Source organism: Mesorhizobium sp. CNPSo 4670, from assembly GCF_057784235.1.
The window spans coordinates 37,165-58,850 of the sequence record NZ_JBWJFQ010000026.1; the positions used below are offsets into that span (position 1 = coordinate 37,165).

General features: G+C 59.5%; 11 protein-coding genes and 1 pseudogene. 3 read left to right on the forward strand and 9 right to left on the reverse strand.

Features of this window, described 5'->3' with window-relative positions; all coding sequences use genetic code 11:
- Positions 1-125: 125 nt before the first annotated feature.
- A complete protein-coding gene (locus AC0ZT5_RS30520; protein ID WP_488499457.1) occupies positions 126-5,150 on the reverse strand; it encodes a Ulp1 family isopeptidase in 5,025 nt (1,674 codons plus the stop codon).
- Between the two features lie 369 nt (positions 5,151-5,519).
- Positions 5,520-6,002 carry a mobile mystery protein B gene (locus tag AC0ZT5_RS30525; protein ID WP_488499502.1) on the reverse strand — a complete coding sequence of 161 codons (483 nt, stop codon included), beginning with the start codon at positions 6,000-6,002 and terminating at the stop codon, positions 5,520-5,522.
- A gap of 1,076 nt (positions 6,003-7,078) precedes the next feature.
- Here AC0ZT5_RS30525 and AC0ZT5_RS30530 point away from each other — a divergent pair.
- Together AC0ZT5_RS30530 and AC0ZT5_RS30535 are read left to right on the forward strand one after the other, a co-directional pair.
- The gene (locus tag AC0ZT5_RS30530) at positions 7,079-8,821 is read left to right on the forward strand and encodes an alpha,alpha-trehalose-phosphate synthase (UDP-forming) (RefSeq protein ID WP_488499458.1); all 1,743 of its coding nucleotides are present in this window, start codon (positions 7,079-7,081) and stop codon (positions 8,819-8,821) included.
- A 939-nt stretch (positions 8,822-9,760) separates the two neighbouring features.
- Positions 9,761-11,887, forward strand: a complete 2,127-nt coding sequence (locus tag AC0ZT5_RS30535) for a hypothetical protein (RefSeq protein ID WP_488499459.1) — start codon at positions 9,761-9,763, stop codon at positions 11,885-11,887.
- A 480-nt stretch (positions 11,888-12,367) separates the two neighbouring features.
- On the opposite strand, the gene AC0ZT5_RS30540 is transcribed toward AC0ZT5_RS30535, so the two are convergent.
- From AC0ZT5_RS30540 to AC0ZT5_RS30550, 3 genes are all read right to left on the reverse strand, one after another.
- Positions 12,368-12,913: a tetratricopeptide repeat protein gene (locus AC0ZT5_RS30540; RefSeq protein WP_488499460.1), complete on the reverse strand. Its 546-nt coding sequence runs from the start codon at positions 12,911-12,913 to the stop codon at positions 12,368-12,370.
- Positions 12,910-15,024: a type III secretion system export apparatus subunit SctV gene (gene sctV / locus AC0ZT5_RS30545; protein ID WP_488499461.1), complete on the reverse strand. Its 2,115-nt coding sequence runs from the start codon at positions 15,022-15,024 to the stop codon at positions 12,910-12,912. Before sctV ends, AC0ZT5_RS30540 begins: the two co-directional genes overlap by 4 nt.
- Positions 15,025-15,584: 560 nt before the next feature.
- On the reverse strand, positions 15,585-16,475 hold the full coding sequence (locus AC0ZT5_RS30550; RefSeq protein ID WP_488499503.1) for a SctD/MshK family protein: 891 nt from the start codon (positions 16,473-16,475) through the stop codon (positions 15,585-15,587).
- A 1,075-nt stretch (positions 16,476-17,550) separates the two neighbouring features.
- Between AC0ZT5_RS30550 and AC0ZT5_RS30555 the strand changes: the two are divergent.
- Positions 17,551-18,006 (forward strand): annotated as a pseudogene (locus AC0ZT5_RS30555) (integrase arm-type DNA-binding domain-containing protein); the annotation flags it as partial.
- Positions 18,007-18,034: 28 nt separating this feature from the next.
- Here AC0ZT5_RS30555 and AC0ZT5_RS30560 read toward each other — a convergent pair.
- From AC0ZT5_RS30560 to AC0ZT5_RS30575, 4 genes are read right to left on the reverse strand one after another with little or no spacing between them, the layout of a single operon-like run.
- Positions 18,035-19,087 carry a transketolase family protein gene (locus AC0ZT5_RS30560; RefSeq protein ID WP_488499462.1) on the reverse strand — a complete coding sequence of 351 codons (1,053 nt, stop codon included), beginning with the start codon at positions 19,085-19,087 and terminating at the stop codon, positions 18,035-18,037.
- The gene (locus AC0ZT5_RS30565) at positions 19,084-19,923 is read right to left on the reverse strand and encodes a transketolase (protein WP_488499504.1); all 840 of its coding nucleotides are present in this window, start codon (positions 19,921-19,923) and stop codon (positions 19,084-19,086) included. Before AC0ZT5_RS30565 ends, AC0ZT5_RS30560 begins: the two co-directional genes overlap by 4 nt.
- 19 nt (positions 19,924-19,942) lie before the next feature.
- Complete coding sequence (locus AC0ZT5_RS30570) at positions 19,943-20,695, reverse strand: SDR family NAD(P)-dependent oxidoreductase (RefSeq protein WP_488499463.1); 753 nt, start codon at positions 20,693-20,695, stop codon at positions 19,943-19,945.
- 40 nt (positions 20,696-20,735) lie between these two features.
- Entirely contained in the window at positions 20,736-21,629 is an 894-nt protein-coding gene (locus AC0ZT5_RS30575) for an amidohydrolase family protein (protein ID WP_488499464.1), read from the reverse strand.
- Positions 21,630-21,686: the final 57 nt, after the last annotated feature.

Consider the following 21,686-nt stretch of genomic DNA (forward strand, 5'->3'; position numbering starts at 1 on the left):
GCCGGATAGCTGCGCCGGGCTGGGTTGCTGGGTGGCGGCCTCGTACCCTCCTTCGTGCCCGAGCCCCAGGCCGTAGGCGTGAGGTGCTCCAGTCTAAATCTAAGCTATCCCGCCATGGCGAAGCTTCAGCCCCTCAGTCGGTTTTGCAGTGCCTGCCTATCGGCACGGAGCCCGTCGAGGTCCAGCTGGACTGGCTGCCCTGGTTGCGCCAATCGCCTAACCAGCTCGCGTGTGCCGTCCACCACAAAGACGCCGCAATCATGACCGTTTCGCTGTTGGGGGAAGCGGGGTGACTCCAAGTGCGCGCCCAGCCTTGCTGCGAGTTGTCCTGCCGGCGCCTCGTTGTATCTCCCGTTCGAGTCGTAGTGATAGGCAACCGGCCGTTCCCGCTCGCGGCGATCAACGAACAGCAGCGACCAATGGCTGCCGCGGCGATTGGCACTGGCATCGTTCACTGGCAGGAACAGGAAGTCGGCCGTGTCGTCGCCATTGTGATCATGAACGATGCGCTGGAATGCGCGTAGCATGTCGCTCTCGGTGCCCAAGCGCAGGCTGCCAAGGGTTATGAGGGGATCCACGAACCGCGTCCGGGCGGCGAGACCCGGATTGTTCCCCTGCAACTCTTGCGTCAGGAGCTGGTAATCCCTCAGGACATGCTCGTCGCCCAGCCATTCCATGTCCTGGAGCACCAGCCCGCGGCCGTGAGACGGGGCTGTCGGACCCAAAGCCCCGATCTGAGCATCGGCGGACATGCTCGCAAACGCCGGCACGGAATTATCGTCGTCGCGTGATTCAGACGGCGTGGCCGCAGTCAGATCAACCAATGGAAAATCCCGGTAGGTGTCGGGGCGGGCGCTGGCAGCGGGCGCTGGCGCTGCTTCCAGGGTCGGCCACATACTCCAATCAAAGTTGAGCGGCATCTGTGGCCACCCGGTTGAGGCGAACCGGGCAGGTTCTTGCCGTCCGGCCTGGACGATGTCCTGCGCCTGCGATGGCAATGCACCCAGTTGATGGATGGGATCCGCCGACGACAGCAGGCGACCACCTGAATTGGCGATCTCGCTCAGCTGCCGCTCAATGGCAAGGCCGTCTGGATTGTCCAGGGTCCTCGGCCTCTTCGCTGGCCGCAACCCAGCTGTGTCACGCTCATTGTTGATGAGGACCTCCTCGCTTGGCGGGAGGTGGCTGCTGGCAAATGCACCCATCGGCTTGTCGGGGAACTGCTGGGGGTCGTGGCCCCAGTTCAAGTGACGAACGGACTCTCGGGGATCCGATGACTGGTCATGGCGCGCGGCTGGCTCGAGAGACAACGACGGGCCGGGTTTGTCGATCATCTCCCAAAGCAAATCCTGATCGTAGCCTTCCACGGGAGGCAGCTCCGCTGGCCATCTGCCCGCTTCCTGCCACGCGCTGTGCTGCGCAGCGGCGCTGCCGACGGGCATCGGCTCCATCCGGACCGCCTTTGCTGGATCAGGAACGGGAAGGTTATGGCGCTCGAGCTCCATCGCTTTAGCGCCTGCCTGCGATTTTCGCAGATCAGCCAGTGCGGCACCGACATTCCGATTGCCCCCGCTGTCCTTCCTATAGCGCTCGACATCGCCGTCCAATGACGTGCCGGAAAGCCGAGCAGCAATGCCTAGCTTGTTGCTTTTACGCAGGTAGTCACTGAAACTGCGAAGAACAGCTGCATACAACCTGCCAGTCGATGTCCCTGCTTCGCTTTTGTATTCTTTGATGAGAGCCACGTCCTGGGGGTGAGGATTTAGCTCAGCGCGGCCTGTGATCGGCACCACTCCGCCCGTCGACTGGAAGGTCCGCAGATGGTCCATTGCCGGAAGGACTAGTCTGTGATGACCCTTCTCGATGACCTCGCGCACATCATCGTTCAGCGACTGGTCGTTGAGCCGGGCAGCAAACGGATCTTTGTTCTTTGCGAAGAGCCATCGCCCGAAGCTGCGAAGAGAAGATACATAGGCGTTGGCAGTGGCATCGGCGGCATTGCCCTCGAAGAGGGCCTTCTCAAGTCCCGAAATGAGGCGAGCGTCCTCGGAATAAAGAGGCTGCTTTCTCCGCCCTATCAAAACCGGCTCGAGAGATGGCGACGGACCGGGTTCGCCCGTCAGCTCCCAAAGCAAATCCTGATCGTAGCCTTCCACAGGAGGCAGCTCCGCTGGCCATCTGTCCGCTTCCTGCGACACACTGTGCTGGACAGCGGCGCCGCTGACGGGCATCGGCTCCATCCGCGGCGCGTTTTCGGGATCAGGAACGGGGAGGTTATGGCGCTCGAGCTCCATCGCTTTAGCGCCTGCCTGCGATTTTCGCAGACCAGCCAGTGCGGCACCGATATTGCGATTGCCCCCGGCGTCCTTCCTATAGCGCTCGACATCGCTGTCCAACGACGTGCCGGAAAGCCGAGCAGCAATGCCCGGCTTGTTGTTCTCACGCAGGTAGTCACTGAAATTGCGAAGAACCGTTGCATACGCCTTGCGGGTCCCTGTTGCAGCTTCGTTTTTGTACTCTTTGATGAGAGCCACGTCTTGGGGGTGAGGATTTAGCTCAGCGCGGGCTGTGACCGGCACCACTCCGCCCGCCGACTGGAAGGTCCGAAGATGGTCCATTGCCGGACGGAGTTTCACGTTATGACCCGTTTCGATGGCCTCGCGCACATCATCGGTCAGCGATTGCTCGTTGAGCCGGGCGGCAAACGGATCTTTGTTCTTTGCGAGGAGCCAGCGCCCAAACCTGTGAAGAGAATATACATAGGCGTTGGCGGTGAGATTGGCGGCGTTGCCGTTGGGGAATGCCTTCTCAAATCCCGAAATAAGGCGAGCGTCCTCGGAATAAAGAGGTTGCTTGGTCCGCCCTATCCGAACTCCAGCTGGCTGAGCCGGCCGCAGTGTCGAGGACGCCGGTATTGCTCCACCTGAATTGGCGATCTCGCTCAGCTGCCGCTCAATGGCAAGACCGTCTGGATTGTCCAGGGGCTTCGGCCTCTTCGCTGGCCGCAACCCAGCTGTGTCACGCTCATCGTTGATGAGGACCTCCTCGCCTGGCAGGAGGTTGCTGCTGGCAAATGCACCCATCGGCTCGTCCGGGAACTGCTGGCGGTCGTAGCCCCAGTTCAAGGGGCGAATGGACGCTCGATCCGAAGACTGGTCATGGCGCGCCGCTGGCTCGGGAGATGACGGGCCGGGTTTGTCCATCATCTCCCAAAGCAAATCCTGGTCGTAGCTTTCTACAGGAGGCAGCTCATCTCGCCATCTGCCCGCTTCCTGCGACACGCTGCGCTGCGCAGCGGCGCCGCCGATGGATATCGGCTCCATCCGGACCGCTTTTTCGGAATCAGGAACGGGGAGAATATGGCGCTCGAGCTCCATCGCTTTAACGCCTGCCTGCGATTTTCGCAGATCAGCCAGTGCGGCACCGATATGCTCATCACCGCCGCCCTTCCTATAGCTCTTCACATCGCCGTCCAATGACGTGCCGGAAAGCCGAGCAGCAATGCCCGGCTTGTTGTTTTTACGCAGATAGTCACTGAAACTGCGAAGAACAGTTGCATACACCCTGCCGGTCGATGTCCCTGCTTCCTTTTTGTACTCTTTGATGAGAGCCCCGTCCTGGGGGTGAGGATTAAGCTCAGGGCGACCTGTGATCGGCACGACTCCGCCCGTCGACTGGAAGGTCCGGAGATGGTCCATTGTCGAAAGGAGTCGTTTGTGATGACCCTTTTCGATGGCTTCGCGGGCATCATCGGTCAGCGACTGGTCGTTGAGCCGAGCAGCAATCGGGTCTTTGTTATTTGCGAAGAGCCAGCGCCCGAAACTGCGAAGAGATTGTACATAGGCCTTGGCGGTGTTGACGGCATTGCTGTCGCGGAGGGCCTTCTCAAGTCCGGAAATAAGGCGAGCGTCTTCGGAATAAAGAGGCTTCTTGCTCCGCCCTGTCAAAACTCCAGCTGACTGAGCCGCCTCCAGTGTCGAGGAGGCCAGCATTGCTCCACTACCTCCACCTGAACTGGCGACACGCTCATCGTTGATGACGACTTCCCCGCTTGGCAAAAGGTTGCTGCTGGCAAATACACCCATCGGCTTGTCGGGGAACTGCTGGGGGTCGTGGCCCCAGTTCAAGTGACGAACGGACTCTCGGGGATCCGATGACTGGTCATCGCGCGCGGCTGGCTCGAGAGATAACGACGGACCGGGTTTGTCCATCATCTCCCAAAGCAAATCCTGGTCGTAGCTTTCTACAGGAGCCAGCAGCTCCGCTGGCCATCTGCCCGCGCCCTGAGACGCGCTGTGCTGAACGGCGGCGCTGCCGACGGACATTGGCTCCGTCCGCGGCGCGTTTTCGGCAGCAGGAACGGGGAGAATATGGCGCTCGCGCCCGATCGCTTTAGCGCCTGCCTGCGATTTTCGCAGATCAGCCAGTGCGGGACCGATATTCCGACTACCGCCGTCCTTCCTATAGCTCTTGACATCGCCGCCCAACGACGTGCCGGAAAGCCGACCAGCAATGTCCGGCTTGTTGCTCTTACGCAGGTAGTCACTGAAATTGCGAAGAACAGCTGCATACACCTTGCGGGTCGATGTCTCCGCGTCGTTTCTGTACTCTTCGATGAGGACCCCGTCCTGGGGGTGAGGATTTAGATCAGCGCAACCTTTGATCGGCACGATTCCGCCCGTCGACTGGAAGGTCCGGAGATGGTCTATTGCCGGAAGGAGTCGTCTGTCATGACCCTTTTCGATGGCTTCGCGGGCATCATCGGTCAGCGACTGGTCGTCGAGCCGCGCAGCAATCGTATCTTTGTTATTTGCGAAGAGCCGGCGGCTGAAGCTGCGAAGAGAGTATATATAGGCGTTGGCGGTGTGATTGGCGGCCTTGCCCTTGGGGAGCGCGTTCTCAAGCCCCGAAATAAGGCGAGCGTCCTCGGAATAAAGAGGCTCCTTGCTGTGCCCTATCAAAACTCCAGCTGACTGGACCGGCTGCAACGTCGAGGCCGCCGGCATTGCTCTGCCGCCACGGGAACTGGCGATCTCGCTCAGCTGCCGCTCAAACGTCGCTGCATCTGCGGATCGCACCGCGGGTGAACTCGCTTGCCGGCCCGCGCTGTCCGACTTTACCTGCTCCCACTTCGTCGAGGCGAAATCCATCCGTTCCTCCCTTCAAAAATAGGCATCGAAGCTGGGCTGGATTTGACGTGCCGGAAATCAGCAACAAACTACCCTTTAACAGCCCTCGCCAGGCATGCACCGTGAGCATCGGCAGCCGATGCTCGTCCAGTGCGACCAACCCTGTCTGTTTTGTTAAATGGGGAAGCTGTCGACAACCTGATCACGACAACGAGCCTCGAACATGGGCAGGTGCCGGCGCGCTTCGCCGGCACGAGCCGATAGACCGTCGATTTTTCGATTCATTGAACAATTTGCCGGCGCGTCGCCGAGCCGGCGAATCGGGTGGCTCTGTCGGCTTTCTCCGACACATCGGTTCGAGGACCTATGAACGCCAGCAGCGGCCCGATGTCATGAGCATCCGCCGCCTTCAGAGCCGCGATCTATGTGATGCGCCTCTCGTTGATTTTTTGAAGGTCTGCGCCTGCTGTCCAGTCGATTGGGCCGGCGCCGTATACCTTGTCGAGGACGACATCGGCCATGATACGCGCGTGACGCCCCGTTGCCGTTGGCAAACGGGTGAATGAAGACCAGCTTATGATGTAGGCGCACGGCGGCCTCGGTCGCCGCATAGGTGCGGTTGGCCGCCCAATATTGGGCGTCATCCATCAAGTCGCGTAGCTGCACTCCAATCTGGGTTGGATCAACGCCGATGTTTTTCCCGGTCTTCCGAAACACTCCTGCCCAGTCCCACACGTCGCCAAAGAGCCGCCGGTGAAGCTCGATTGCAAAATCGTCCGAGAGGATGTCCTTGCGACGCGTGCGGGCAAGCCAGCGCAGCCCGGAAGCGATGTTGGCCTGCTTGAGCTCGTCAAGCTCGCCCTGCGTGGTGATGTGCTTGTATTTAAGCCCACTGAGTTCATTTCATTAGGATCGAGGGGCGTAGCGCCCTCGGGATATTCCGAGCTTAATCGTCACTTATCCTCCCAGAAGTCGGGAGCCATTTCGTAGATCAACTCGCTCATGAGGCGAGAACTTCCTGCCGCGTCCGGCTGTCGGATACGGCATGACCCTCAGCGCCCGCTGTGTTGGTAATCGCCTGCGCCTTCAGCAGATGCGCTGGTCGCTGACGGCGCTCACATGCTGATGCAGGTCCGCGCGGCTGATCTGAATGACCAGCGCCGCCACCGATTGCGGGCACCGCTCCGTCAGCCAGAATCAAACGCGCCTTCTCTGTTCAAACCGAAACCCGCACTCCCGGCTGCCACCTGATCCCTGAGAAATTACCGGTCTCACCCGAGAGGGATAGGCCCCGCAATCCGTCTTGCCACACTCAAATTAGAGCCGTCGAACAACAGTCCTTCAGCACGAGCCCGGAATTCTGCTCGGTGCGGGGCACTTTGGGTCCATCCAAAGCATCAATGCATCGGATCAAAACAATAAATTTCACAGAAAGTCGGATAGAAGATATGAAGCCATAAGTGGCACCTGTTGCTGCAATGTGCGACGAGATAACCCGCGTCGCCTGATACGGTTCGGTCCGGCATCGGCTCAGACGCCCCAAGCCCCTCCCTTGGGTCAGTGCCGGACCGAGCCAGCTCAAAAGCCAGGTGCGATGGTCCAAAAGATAGACTGTCGCCGTCACAAGCAAGCTGACGCCGGTTTATAACTGGCTGACAGGTCCTCCAAAGCCGCGCTTCGGCTGAATCAATTCAGCCGAAGCGCCCTGCACAGGCATCCGGTGAGAAGGGAGGCCAGCTCCGTGCGATCAAGGGCGTGAGCCCCACTGCCTAGTTGGGGTGCTCGGCCACAGGTCGCCATCAGGTCCCACTGAGCGCGGCGGCTAATTGCTTTTAGTCTCGTCAGCTTCTCGAAAGCTCGACCGCTCAAGATGAGCAATGGAGAAGCCTGCGGCTTAGTGGGCTGCGATCCCAAACCGTATCGAATGGAGATCTGGACGGAGATGTAAAATGGATAGAATCACTGCTTTGGTAGCAGACTCAAGGCCCGCCGGTACGTCGCGCACGACATGGCAACCCATGCAACACGCAGCCTTCGACCAGCACCTGCGCGAGGCGGCGCAGTATTGGATGCAACAACCCCCTTCAGATCTTTCCCCTCGGATTGGTTCTGCCCACCAGAAGGATGATCTCTGTGAGGCAGGGCAGCAATCAAAGCTTGTCGTCATTTCAAACCGCGTTGCAGCCGCCGACCCGGGCCAACCGAAGACGGGCGGCCTTGCCGCAGCGCTCGAGCCCATCGTGGCGCGTTCAGGTGCCGTCTGGCTGGGCTCCTCAGGCAAGGTGAGCGAGGATGCTGTAGCGAGTGTGCAACTCGAGTCATATGGCGAGGGACATATATCGAGGCTTGATCTGCCGAGCGCACACTATCGTGGCTTCTATGCAGGTTTTGCGAATTCGACATTATGGCCGGCGTTTCACTCCTTGCCCGACCGAATTTCGAGCTCGCCGCAACATTACGACAGCTATCGCGAGATCAATGCCTTTATGGCGCGCGCGGCGTTCGACTTGAGGGATCGAGACGCATTCTGGGTGCATGATTATCACTTTCTTCCGCTCGCCGATGACCTCCACAGACTCGGCGTCGACCGGCCGATCGGCTTTTTCCTACATACGCCGTGGCCGGCACCCGATACCATCGCGCAAGTACCCAATCATCGTGAACTCATGAAATCGATGCTCGACTATGGCTTGCTCGGCTTTCAGACCAACAGGGACGTGGATAACTTCCTTGCATGCCTCCGTTCTCATCTTGGCCTAGAAAGTAAGGATGGCATCGTGATTTCGGAACGCGGGCGGACCCGCTGCCAAAAGTTTCCGATCGGTATCGATCCGAAGCAGTTTGCAGAATATGCGGCGGAGTCGCTTGCCAATCAGGAGGAATATATCTCCTCCGTGCAAAAGAAACTCGGGGGCGCGAAGCTTGCAATTGGCGTCGATCGACTCGATTACAGCAAGGGTATCGACAACCGGATCAAAGCTTTCGATCAGGTGTTCGCAGCCGAGCCGCGCAGCATTTCACTCTTGCAAATCGCCATACCTTCACGCACCGAAATTGAAGAGTATCAAGCGTACAAGCGCAATGTTGACAGCTTGGTCAGCCGGGTCAATGTCGAGCATGGTACGGACGAGTGGAGCCCCATCCTCTATGAGAATGACGCTTTCAGCCAGGCTCGACTCGCGGGTCTTTACCGCGCCGCGCGCGTCTGCGTGGTGACACCCTTGCGAGACGGCATGAATTTGGTAGCGAAGGAATATGTCGCTGCGCAAGACCCGAAAGATCCGGGCGTTTTGGTCTTGTCCAAGTTTGCAGGTGCGGCCGAGGACTTCAACAACAATGAGGCTCTGCTGGTGGATCCGACCCGCCCTGACGAGATCGCGTCCGCGATTTCCAGAGCGGCCAAGATGCCCTGCGAAGAGCGCATCCAACGCTGGCAGCCGATGAAGGATAAACTTGAAGCTTATACAATCCACGATTGGGCGGCGGACTTCGTTGGAGAATTGGACAAGAGCCGGATCACGGCGCCGGCGGACCACTTCCATTACCTCGGCTTCGGCTGGATCAACGAGGCGCAAATGCCCTCGCTCCGGACAGCCGCCGAGTTGGACGCATCGCTGAAGCGCTCAATGGATAGATACTGGATCCCGCCAGCGACAGGCGATGTCATGCCGAATGTGTCCCTGAACGATTGAATCATAATGAACGTGGGTTGGGCGGATGAGCGCAGAGGCTTCCTGCGCAAAGATCTGGAGCAAGCAAAGCCGTGATGATTTCGAGCGTCGCAACGCACTCTCCCCGTGACGCTCAACGACCAGGGAGTCATCGAATTGCTGACTCGTCGGTGGCATTTGGCGACAATCACGAAAGGCAATCGGTGGGAACGTCAGAGCATTCAATGCAGGAAGCCAAAAGCCCTTACGACGGACCCATGTAGAAGGTTTCAGCTATAGCTATACTTTGGTGAAAAATGGTGTCGGTGAATGGAAGCGCGAGCGGACCTCGACTGAATTCTTGCAAAACCTGAAAACTGCGAGTGCGGCGTGAATCAATCGACGCCGCTGCGCGTGGGGCTGCCCGTGACGATTGACGAGAAACCATGCGGCTGCTCGGGGACCCCATGCCCTATGCCCATCAGGGTACGCTTATATCCCCGCGTACGATGCGCTACGGCTAAGCGACATCCGCCCCAGCAGCATAGACAGCGCATTCTAAGCCTTCATCGGAGATGAAATATGACGGGCATTGGCCGACTTGACAGATCACGCATCGCCGATGATGCAGCCGAACCGGGCAGTTCGCGCTCCCCATCGAGTCGGGCGGCGGCGGAGGGTAGCCGGTCGTTCGGTTCCGTCGTGGATCGGATGCGCTCTGAGCCTGAAGGTAGAGGTTTACTCTCGGCTGGCATCGCGCACGGTGCTGATGACGACCTTGGTGGTAGATCTTCCGGCCCATCCGTTGGCGCACATCGAATCCCGGTTGCCGCGCCGCGTGTAGCCGCTACGCGGCGGCGCGGCGTTCCTTCTTTGTCGGAGGCTGACAGTACGACGCCGATCGCGGGCGCGCCGTCAACTTCAAGTGAGGCAATACCCGCTCCCTGGACAGAGGAAGAGAAAAACGACGCAAAGCAACGGATGCTCGGCCTGCTTGAGGAACTAGACGTTCGCCAAAAAAGCGGCCTGCAAAACATACGATCGATGGACGAACTGCAAGACAAATTCGATCGGGTCATCAATGCGGGTGCAAACGTTCTGGACTACTACACAAGCCTACCCGGCCCGGTAGCGCATCGCATTCTGCCCGACGATCAGGTGCGTCAAATCCGCGACCACGCGATCGATCGAGTGGACCATTGTGATCGTGTAGCCAAAACAATTATCGAGAAGTCAGAACGGGGCAGGCAGGCTGCCGACCGCATCCTCCGCGAGATGTACCGATCCAATGCCTCCCCCGACCAGGTGATCCGGTCGGTTTCCAGTGTGGCTAAACATTATGTCGCCTGCATGGAGTGGTGGGACAAGAAGGTACAGCGCGGCGAATGGGCGCGGTCCGTGTGCGCCGCGGCTTCCAATTTGCCAAGTTCAACGGTCGAAATGCGGCGGGGCGAAGAAGCCGCGCTGCGCCTGCGCACCGGCTGGCTAATGGCTACGAAGGTCATGCAGCTGCAATCCCGGACCGCTCTCGCGCAGCTCAAGATTGAGCCGCAGACAAGCACGTTCGAACCACCCGTCAGGGACATCCTCCACGAACAGGTGGCTCTGTTGGACGGCTTCATCGCCGATGTTTTTCCGGCATTCGTCTCGACGAAAGATGCTGTGATGAACAATCAAGGGCGTCCCCTCGACGCACAACACTGCGCCGTTTTGGAAGGAGTCATGGAGCGGCTTTCGGAATTTGCGTCGACGTCGTACTCCATGCTTGCCAAGCTAAGCGACCATGGAACAGGTGGCCGCCTCCCGTTGGAACTGCTTGGGCAAATCGTAGACGGCGCATGGATCACTGCCGACGAGGTCATGCGGCTCCTGGATCTCCAGCCAGAGCCTGCACGGAATTTATCGCCGGCCATCGCCAGCGCTGCGATATCGGCCGACAAGGCTGGCACGGCTGCCGTGCCCCAAGGAACTCTGACGCTGCAGACGCAGTCGTCGCCCATCACTGCACGGACAGCTGCCGCGGGCGCTACAATACTGGCCGAAACTGCCGGCGAGGCTGCGGTGGCCGAAGTCACCGCGGCGCGCAGCCGGCAGAGGAAAAGCAAGGGCAAGCTGGCTGCCGGTGGCGGGAGTTCGGCCGCGCCGCGGCCGGAACCGCAAGTCGTTGCAACCGTCAGCGACGACTCCGCGCCAGCAACCAAGGTTCTCATGCGTTCGGATCGAGGCACGAAGAAACTTGTGAGCGCGAGAGAGGCGCATGCGAGCGCGTCATCGGCGGCGGCACACTTGGCGATCTGGCAAACCCCGGCCCCAGCCTCGACGGAGACCCTTAGGCCGCTACTCACGCGGCTGGACGAACTTTTGCAGTTCGATACGGCTGGTCAGCAAAGGACCGTCTCTCAGGCGCGCCAGCTGAAACCCGAAGACGCCGACCACGCCGTCGAAACTGTAATCGCGCGCCTCCAGGCACAGACCACTGAGATGCAGGCCTGTCTGGTCGCGTTGGAGGATCCTCGGCGACGCGTCCTGCTCTCGCCCGCGCAAGTGGTCGAAGTGCACGACAAAACCGTCCGGCTCAAGGTGATATTGTCCGAGGCGAGGGGACTGGCTAAGGCTTTGAACGAGACAAGGGCCATCGCCAAGATCGAGTGCATGAAGACCTACGCCTTTCCGTCCCAGAAGCACCTTGAACACTTGCTGGAGGCCAAGGAGTTGACGCCCGCGGATCTGCCACGTGCGTTGAAGGGCGAGCCGGGGGCGCTGTTTGAGATCAGGCTGCAGCCGAAGGCGCTGCGCAACGGCGTCATGCCGGGTCCCATGTGGGTGCACATCCATACGAAGCGGCCGGTACATGCAGGGGAGTTGGCAACACTGGAAGAAGCCGATTTCGCCGCTTGCCACGTCAAGTCGAATGAGCAGCGCGGCCATAATCGGCAGTGGCAGGACGCCCGCGCCAAGATCGGTCACGAGAACATCGTGATCCACCGTGGCAAGCTCACCCCCGCGTTCTGCAAGTCCTTGTTGGTCGCCGGATCTAGCAGTCATGCACGCCATTCCTTTGCTGAAGCGAAGCATCAGTCGACGCAGGCTGTCGGTCATGGGGTGTAGTTGTAGAGCGATGCCCGACGCCAGCAAACTACGTTTCGCGACAACCGAGTTGCCGAAGTCCAGCCGCCATAGCCCAATGAGCCTAGGCGAGGCCTCCACCGGCTGCAGCGGGAGGGCAAAGCGTGTTTGGAACGCGAGACCGCCTCTTCGACTTCGGTCCGAGCTCCCGACCCCCTGCTTCACCGGACCGGCGGTACATGCCATTGGCGACTTTCCGATGCGGCCCAGCGGCGAACCGATCGCGGCGGCGAGCCGGATCGTGCGAGGTGCGGGTCAGGTCAATCTCAGATAGTGCGACAGCGCCCACAACTGGTGCTCTGCCGGAGACGCTACAATCGCCGGGTCTCGTTCTCACCCTGGTGACTTGGAAGACCTTACGCAGTCCCTTCAACATCAGCGCCCCAAACGGTCCTGACGCGTGCTCGTACATAGCGCCCGATCTGCGGCCACTTCTGACAAACCATGCAAGTCCAGTGGCAGCTATTGCGACGGTGCCAACGCCTTCCGTTCGGACTTGCCGTTAAGCGCAACCGACAGGTTAAGATTGTGGAGCAACATCTGATTTTCTGGCTCTGTTTGGAGGGCCTGCCGATATAACGCTTGTGCCGCGTCATGCCTGCCTTGAATGTCCAAGACAGCTCCCTTCGCATTCAACGCGCGCAAGTCGCCTGGAACTGCAACCAGGACGCTGTCGAGGACCCCAACGGCGTCATCAAGGCGTTTCTGCGCCACCAAAACCTTCGTAAGACGGATTGCCATATCAACATTGCCTGGATGTTGCCTCAGCTCATCTCGCAAAGCTCGCTCTTGAGAATCCTGACCGACTTCGCGCAAAATGCGTTCGCGCATAGCCGGATCGATGTGATTGGCGCCGAGCAAGTCCGGGGGCGACGTCTCCTTTACTGAAAGAGCTGGCTTATTCCAACTAGCGCAACCGGCAAGAGGCAGGATGGCGAATGCTGCGAAGAGAACCGGTTTCAGATGAAACGAAAGTAACGGTGAAGCGACATGCTCATGTGAACTCATAGTTGGTTATCACCTATCTTAGATGGCAAAGCGGAGATTGCGCGGTTCTCCTGGCGTCCCACTTTTGGTTCCAGGCGGATCCTGACCGATCCGGCGGGCTGAATCGTGAAGTCTGACGCGAGGTCCTGATAGGACAGTACAGCAAGATCGATCCCATTTCGGGTGAGAAAGCCGCGGACGAAGCGTCGAACATCCATTGAAGTCAATACGACAGGACGGGCTTGATCCGGCGTTGCGGCGGAAATGATCTGACGCATCTGTGATAGCAGAGCTTCGCTTTGCTGATCCTCAAGCAAGAGGGAGGGACCAGCGGCCGAATCCCGAGCCGCGTTGCGTACCACATCCTCGGTCTCACGATCTATGATTAAGGCGGGCAGGACACCGTGTCCGTTGGCATAGCGATGGCAGATCTGCCGCTTCATGGCAGAACGGACGTACTCCGTGAGAAGGGCGACGTTTTGCTCACGTTCGCTCCATTCGGCCAATGCCTCCAAAATGAGGCGAGTATTGCGGATCGGGATACCTTCATTCAGCAGGCGGCGCAGCACATCTGCAATCCGTGGGATCGGTGTCGTGCGCAGCACCTCCTTTACCAGATCGGCATATTCTTGCTCCATCCGGCCCAGCAACTGGCTCGTCTCTTGGATGCCGACCAAGCGAGGTGCGTAGCGAGTCAACATAGCCTGGACACGCAACGCGAGGAGTTCGCTAGGCGAGTAATGTGCGATACCGGCCGCTTTGAGACCCGCCAAATGGCTTTTTTCGATCCAGATTGTGTCCGTTTCTAAATCATGCCGAAACGGGATGTTGCTCGATTCTATTTTCGCCACATCATCTTTGAGCTTCAGCTGTGTGGGATCAATCAAACCTTGTTCGACCGGGACGCCCTCGATATCTGTTCTGAATTGGGACTCGGGCAGCTGTTGATCGATCGAGGCAGGAATGCTGGGAACAACGATGCCGAGATCGACTGAAACCAGTTGCGAAACACCTGCAATGTGCTGTTGCAATTCGGCTTGGTCGATCGCATGCATAAGGTTCGGCGAAAGGAATAAGGCGATCGGACCGGCTTGGGAAGGCGGGGGCTGGTTTGCGGACTCCCCTGACGCTGCCGTTGTAGCATCGGCGCTGCTGGCGGCCAGCACATCACCCTTGACCATGCTTGCCGCGGCGAAGATTGCGGCCAATGCGAGAAAGACCGGCAGGGGGAAGCCAGGAACGAACCCCATTGCAATCAAGACAGAGGCCGCCAACCGCAATGCTCGCCTACTGGCCGTGAGTTGATCGACGATGTCGGTCCCAAGGTTCAGGCTCTCAGCTCCGGTTACGCGAGTGACGATGGTGGCCGCGGTAATTGAGAGCAGCAGGGCCGGAATCTGCGAGATGAGCGCATCACCGATGGTCAGCAGAGTATAGTGACGCAGCACCTCGGCGAAGGGCATTCCCTTCGAAAGCACGCCGATCGAAATCCCACCCAGCATGTTGATGAAGATAACGACCAACCCGGCGATGGCGTCGCCCTTCACGAACTTCATCGCACCATCCATAGCGCCGTAAAGTCGGCTCTCCTTCTCCAATGCGGCGCGACGCTTGCGAGATTCGTTGCCATCGATGTGGCCGTTCCGCAACTCCGCGTCGACCGCCATTTGCTTGCCCGGCAGCGCATCAAGCGTGAAGCGCGCCGCCACTTCTGCTACGCGTTCGGCGCCCTTCGCAAGGACCATGAATTGAACCATGGTGACGACCAGAAATATGACAATACCTACGACGATATTACCCGCGATCACGAAATCGCCGAACGTGTGGATGATGCTGCCTGCCTCCCCCTCGGCCAGGATCAGTCGGGTTGTTGCGATGGTGAGCGCCAGACGGAACACCGTGGAAATCAAAATGACGCCGGGCAAGGAGGAAAAATCAAGCGGCGTGCTGATATGCAGGGCGACCATCAGCAGCAGGATGGCTAAACCCATATTGAATCCGATCAGCGCGTCAATTACAGCGATCGGTACTGGCATGACCATCATAGCTATGGCCAGAAGCAGCATCAACGCGACCATTAAGTCCGGGTTGGCCGGCGCGCGCTCGATGAAGTTACGCAGGATGTTGGCCATGGAGGCCCCTTTGTGATGGTTTGAGAGTTGCTCTGCTGCTACGCAGATTTCGAAGACCCACCAGCGCATGGCTAAGCTTGAGGCTGGGAGACAGGCGCGAAAATGGATGGCGGCCGGGTGGATCCGGTCTGTTCAGGACCGCCAGTGTTTGACCGAAAGCTTGCCAGTTAAGCGGATAAGCGCGGCGCCGCCGTAGGCGGACATCCCGAAAACTAGCGTGGTCAACGAGACACAGCAGGGGCAAGTCTCGTGCGCTCTGCTCGTATTCAAACTCCTTGCCGGACGGGGTGGGGAATTTGCGCTCTTGCTTGTGGCTCGGGACGACATCACCGGCTTTGGGAGACGCTCGTTGGTTGCAATGCAGCGTCGCGGTTGACGCAGGGTCGCCATGGGCAAGCCTTTGAGAAGGCTGGTTGCGGCTCTGCCGCAACATGACCATCCGCCGCAACTGGTTCCGCAGGACGCCACCTTCACGCAACTTATGAAATCGAGCGCAACAGGATAGGTGGGGCTGCTTGACCATGGGAGTTCTCGTGAACGTGGCCTGCCGCCGCGAGCCTTTAGTATGGGAGAGAAGCAAGGCGGCCATTTCGGCTCAGCAGCACGCGGCCGTCCTCGATCCGATCGACCGTCCATCCATTGTCCAAAAGGGCGCCGACGAAATACTTCTCGCCACTAATGACAACATACGGCGAAGACCCACGCCAAACCGCTTCAACCGCGATTGCGGACGGCCCTTTGTCCTCTTTGATGACAACTCCATTAACCAGAGTCACTGCGCCCTTCGTGCGATGATCAAACCACTGCTGAACCTTCTGCCAACTGGTGGCCGATGCAGACGCGACGGTACCTTCAGCAGTCACAACACCCTTTTCGGAGCCGATCTTGATGTTGAGCAGGCCCGCTCTGGCGACTTCGTTTTGCAAATCTTTGGCCGCGGCCTCGGTGTTCTGATTATCAGCACGGTCATTGGTCAGCTTGGATTCAAGTTTGGCACTAGACGAATTGGTGCCCGATCCACCGGCGCTGTCGTAGTAGGAGAAAATGGCTGAGAGCGCGCCGATCCCGACGGAACCGAGTAGCACGAAGGCTAGCACTGGGATCGATAGCCGTGGTGGACCGTTCGACACAGCTGGCGCTGCACCCTTTGCCGACCAGAGAATGGACATGGCGCCTATTTGAACAACGACAGGAAGAGCAACCACAACACGCTGGCCTGCGGCTACATTCCCGTTGCCCTCCACGCTAACTCCGGCTGCCAGGGCATCGAGCTCGATCGAATCTTCAACAACATTGATACGAAGATGATGCGGCGCGAGTCCTTGCTCGACGAAGATTATATCGGCATCGAGGCCGCTGCCGATTAAGCTGGCTTCTGGAGCCACCTCGCCGGTCAGTCCGCAATAGAGACCTGACAAAACTTCGAAATGAAGGGAAACGGCGTCATTCAATGATGATCTTCCCAAAAAGGAGAGAAGCCGCACGGCAATTGCCGTGCGGCTCATTTCGATTCCACATCGCGCCAGCTGGACGCGATCGAGGCTACCTGAGCCGCGCTTCAGACATTAGTTAACGCGTTCGTCGGCCGCCTTCTTGACTGTCTGGAGCTGCATCGAAACAGTGCGCAGCTCCATACTCCTAGCCGTAGCCTCCGCGCTAACCGCCGCTAGATCCGCGACCTGGGCCTGGAAGGCAACAGCTCCAGCGCCTCTGGCAGCAGTCGTTCCAAGCGTCGCAGCGGCTGTACCAAAGGTGTTGGTAAAGGCTTGAATAGGATTAGCCATATAGTTTCCCTTTCAGTTCGAATTGTGCCTTCATTGACGGCACACCACATCCTGACGAGGACCATCCAACGTCAGGCATCCTCTTCTTCCGTTTCTGCCATAGCGTCCTCGGAATCAGCCATGACATCCATCATGATGGTTTGCGCAACGGCACAGAGAACCTGCTCGAAGGCTTCTTGTTCAGCCACAGATTGCAAGCCGCCGCTAGAATTGTTCGGGATATCCGCCCGATCGCGACCGTTAACAGGCCTGTTGTACGTAGGCGGCCTGCTTTGATCCGGCCTGCTATGATCAGAAGGTCCGCCGGGCGCGTGCGGCGTTTGTCCACTCGAATGTCCATGCCCCCCCGTACGGGCCAAGGAAAAACCCATGCTGCCAGATCCACTTCCAATTGCTGCGACCATCAGGTACTCCGGCTTTAATCATCAATTTCGTTGGCGGACGGCGAGGGCCGCGTTGGTATCCATATCCCCAACCTATAGCCGCCACCTTTCGACAAGCTGACGAGCTTCCGTAAAAACGGCGCTGCCGCAAATCACGGTTGCGGCGATCTGACCTCTGCTATTGTGGCAGATTTCTTCCAGCACGATTTGGCCGCGAGGTATGGGTCAACTGCTTTGCGGTGCCGTCTACTACTTCCCCGGTTTCCACTTAATGTCAGCTGTGCTGTTGTACTGACGGTACTTTTCTGGGAGCAATGGGTATGCTGACGGACGCCACCCTTTGAAAACCAAAAGAGAAAATCTACAAAGTCGTGGACCGTGACGGTATGTATGTCAAAGTCATGCCGGGCAGCGCGATGCCGTCTCTGCTGGACTACAGGCTCAATGGGCACCAGGAGACGGTGCATCTGGGCAGATATGGACGTGACGGAATCTCGCTAGCGCTCGCACGAGAGAAGTGCCTGGACGCCAGGAACCTCATCCGCGTGGGACGATCGCCAGCGATCGAGAAGCAGCGGGCGAAGCGCCACCTGAAAGAGGCGAAGAGTTTTGGCGAATTCGGCGAGAATTGGCTCACGGCCGCGCCAATGGCCGACAGCACGCGGGCCACGCGGCGCGCCATCTTTGAGCGAGCGCTTCTTCCGGTCTGGCGCAATCGGCTCCTGCCGGAAATTACGCCGGACGAGCTAAGGGCCCTATGCGCCAGCATCGTTAAACGTGGTGCTCCGGTGACAGCAATTCACGTACGAGATATAAGCAGATTTACGGCTTCATCACGGAAATTCACGAAAAAGCAGCCCGGTTCCCTCGGTTCTGTTTCACCCATCCGCGAATGCGGCGCACAATCTCGGACGTCGAGATCCCGTAGCGATCATGAAGCGTCGGAAGCGCGCCGGCATCGAGAAACTCGTCGGGCAGTGCGATCTGGCGAAACGTGGGAGTCACACCGTCTCGCAAAAGGAGGGTGGCAACGCCTTCACCCAGCCCGCCTATAATCGTGTGGTTCTCGGCCACGACCACCAACCTGCCGGGCTGGCGCGCAGCGGCAAGTATTGCCTCTGTGTCGAGCGGCTTGATCGTCGGCACGTGCAGCACCGCGCAGCCGATACGGTCAGCTTCGAGAGCCTTTGCCGCCTCCAGCACGCGCATGGTCATCAGGCCGCTGGAAATGAACAGTACGTCCGCACCGTGGCGCAGCAATCGCGCCTTGCCGATCTCGAATTTGTAGTTGTAATCGTCGAGCACGACAGGGACCTTGCCGCGCAAAAGCCGCATGTAGACCGGCCCCTTGTAGTCCGCGATCGCCTCCGTGGCCTGTTCGTTGTCGAGCGCGTCGCAAGGATCGATGATCGTTAGGCTCGGCATGCCACGGAAGATCGCGATGTCCTCCGTCGCCTGGTGGCTGGGACCGTAGCCGGTGGTCAGTCCCGGCAGAGCGCAGACGATCTTGACGTCGAGATTGTCCTCGGCAATCGCCATGCAGATGAAATCGTAGGCACGTCGGGAGGCAAAGACGGCGTAGGTGGTGGCGAAGGGCGTGAAACCCTCCCGCGCCAGGCCAGCGGCAGCGCTCATCAGTACCTGCTCCGCCATGCCCATTTGATAGAAGCGATCCGGATGCTCCTGCGCGAAGACATGTAGGTCGGTGTATTTCGCAAGATCAGCCGTCAAACCCACGATCCCGGGCCGCTGATGGGCTAGCCTTGCAAGTGCGTGTCCGAACGGCGCGTTGCGCGTGGGAACGCCATCGGGCGCGATCGAGGCGATCATCGCCGAGGTGGTCTTGCGCTCGTCCGCGTTGACGGCGTGGCGCGGCGCGAATTTTGACAGCCTCACTGCGGACGTCCCTTCTCCAAAGCTTCGAGCGCCAGCGCCCACTCATAGGGCTCGACGCGGATGAAATGCGTGACGTCGCGAGCCTCCAGGAACGGCACTCCCTTACCCATGCGGGTGTCGCAGACGATGATACGCGGACGCCGATCCTTGAGACCCCGCGCGTTGTCGAACGCAGCGCGGACGGCCTCGATGTCGTTACCGTCAACGCGCTGCGCGTGCCAGCCGAAGGCCTCGAACTTGTCGGTCACCGGCTCCGAAGACAGCATGGCTGTGGACGGGCCGTCGGCCTGCTGGTTGTTGAAGTCGACGATGGCGATGAGGTTGTCGAGCTTGTGATGGGCGGCAGACATCGCTGCTTCCCAGGTCGAACCCTCGCCGAGCTCACCGTCGGACAAGAGATTGTAGACGAAACAATCGCTCTGCTTGCGTTTCAGTCCCAGGCACATGCCGACGGCGATGCCGAGCCCGTGGCCGAGCGATCCGCCGGTGATTTCCATTCCAGGCGTGTACGCCGCCATGCCGGACATCGGCATGCGGCTGTCGTCGGTACCGTAGGTCTCAAGCTCTTCCTCGGGCAGCACGCCTGCTTCGATCAATGCCGCGTAAAGCGCGATCGCATAATGTCCGATCGACAGCAGAAAGCGGTCGCGCTCCTCCCATTGTGTGTCATCCGGCCGGTAGCGAAGCGCATGGAAATAGGCGACCGCAAGCACATCGGCGACGCCGAGCGCCTGCCCGACATAGCCCTGGCCCTGGACTTCGCCCATGCGCACGGTATGTCGACGGATGCGATAGGCGCGTTCGGCAAGGCTGACATTGCTGCCCGCACGTGGCATCTCGAATTCCGTTGTTCCGTCAGCCATGGATCAACATCCCTCCATTGACGTCGATCACGGCGCCGGTGATGTAGCTGGCCAGATCGGAGGCGAGGAAGAGGTAGGCGCCCGCCACATCACGCGCCTCGCCCAGGCGACTGAGCGGGATACCCTTGATGATGTCGGCGCGCACGGAATCAGTCAGCTTGCCGCCGGTGATGTCGGTCTGGATCAGGCCAGGCGTGACGCAGTTGACGCGGATGCCGTCAGGCCCGAATTCGCGTGCCATGGCCTTGGCAAGGCCGAGCACGCCAGCCTTGGCGGCTGAGTAATGCGGGCCACCGAAGATGCCGCCGCCGCGTTGCGCGGAAACCGACGACATGCAGATGATCGAGCCGCCGCCATTTTCACGCATATGCGGGATGAAGGCCTGGCTGAGATGGAGCACGCCGCGCAGATTGACATCGAGGATGCGGTCCCAGTCGGCCGGGCCGATGTCCAGTGTCTTTAGGGGCTGCGTGATCCCGGCAATATTGCACAACACCTCGACCCTTCCAAACGCTTCGGTCACTTCTGCGGCAGCCCTCTTGCAGGCATCGAGGTCGGCGACATTGCAGGCGAGGCCGATGTGCTCGGGTCCAAGCGACGCGGCGGCGTCACGGGCTTGTTCCTTATCGAGGTCAAGAATAGCAATGCGCGCGCCTTGCTCCGCCATCAGGGTTGCCGTGGAGCGGCCAATTCCCCGGGGGCTCGCGGCGCCCGAAATCACCACGGCCTTGCTCTTCAGCAACATGTCAAAGTCTCCTGCTGTCTCAATTGTTTCGGCGGATGATCTAGAGCCGGTAGTAGCGAGCGGCGTTGTCGTGGAACAATGCAAGCCGCTCCTCGTGTGTGTAGCCTTGCGTGATCTCCTTGAAGGCGTTCACGATGGCGTCGAAGCTCGAGAACAGCTTGTCGACCGGGAAGTTCGTCGCGAACATTGAACGGCCGACGCCAAACGCCGCGATCGCCTCCTCGACATAGGGACGAATCGAGGTCGTGGTCCAAGACCAGTCGCCCATGCCGAGACCCGAGATCTTGCAGGCGACGTTCGGCGCTTGCGCCAATCTGTGCATGTCTTTTTTCCAGGCCTCGAAATGCTCAGGGCCATCGACCTGCATGCCGGTGTGATTGAGAATGATCTGGACGTCGGGAAAGTCGCGCGCGAGCTGCAGAAACTCTTCCATCTGTGGATAATAGAGCTGCAGGTCGAAGCTCAGTCGACGCTTCGCCAGTTCCCGGAAGCCGCGCCGCCATTCTGGCGTCCGGCTGACCTCAGGCCGCGCCTGATAGGTCTTGGCGGGGTCTTGATGATAATTCATCGACTGCCGGATACCCCTGAAGTTTGGATACTCCATGTGCCGGTCGAGGAGGTCGCCAATATCCCGTTTGGAAAGGTCGGCATGGCCGACGATGCCATGGGGAAAACCCCGCTTGTCGGCGATCTCCTGCAGCCAGCGCGTCTCCCCAACCGGATCGCCGGGATCGAACCCCACATCCAGGTGTACCGATTTTACGAGGTTCTGGTTCTGGGCGTCTTCAAGATAGTCATCGAGACGATAGCTCTTTCGGATCGCCTCATAGTCACCGAAGGCCGACGGCTTAACCCCGTCGGTCAGCCACGGATAGTAATTGGTTTCCAGGTCCCAAAGATGATGGTGCGGATCGATGAACGGCAACTCGGCCACGGTCGGGATTCCTTGCTCGAGGTCTGGCCCCGCCGGCCTGGCCGGCGGGGCCATTGG

Bases quoted from the DNA above. Each gene is read 5' to 3' on its own strand.
- AC0ZT5_RS30520 (WP_488499457.1), bottom strand. From the start codon at position 5,150: ATGGATTTCGCCTCGACGAAGTGGGAGCAGGTAAAGTCGGACAGCGCG.
- AC0ZT5_RS30530 (WP_488499458.1), top strand. From the start codon at position 7,079: ATGGATAGAATCACTGCTTTGGTAGCAGACTCAAGGCCCGCCGGTACG.
- AC0ZT5_RS30535 (WP_488499459.1), top strand. From the start codon at position 9,761: ATGCTCGGCCTGCTTGAGGAACTAGACGTTCGCCAAAAAAGCGGCCTG.
- AC0ZT5_RS30540 (WP_488499460.1), bottom strand. From the start codon at position 12,913: ATGAGTTCACATGAGCATGTCGCTTCACCGTTACTTTCGTTTCATCTG.
- sctV (WP_488499461.1), bottom strand. From the start codon at position 15,024: ATGGCCAACATCCTGCGTAACTTCATCGAGCGCGCGCCGGCCAACCCG.
- AC0ZT5_RS30565 (WP_488499504.1), bottom strand. From the start codon at position 19,923: ATGCCACGTGCGGGCAGCAATGTCAGCCTTGCCGAACGCGCCTATCGC.
- AC0ZT5_RS30570 (WP_488499463.1), bottom strand. From the start codon at position 20,695: ATGTTGCTGAAGAGCAAGGCCGTGGTGATTTCGGGCGCCGCGAGCCCC.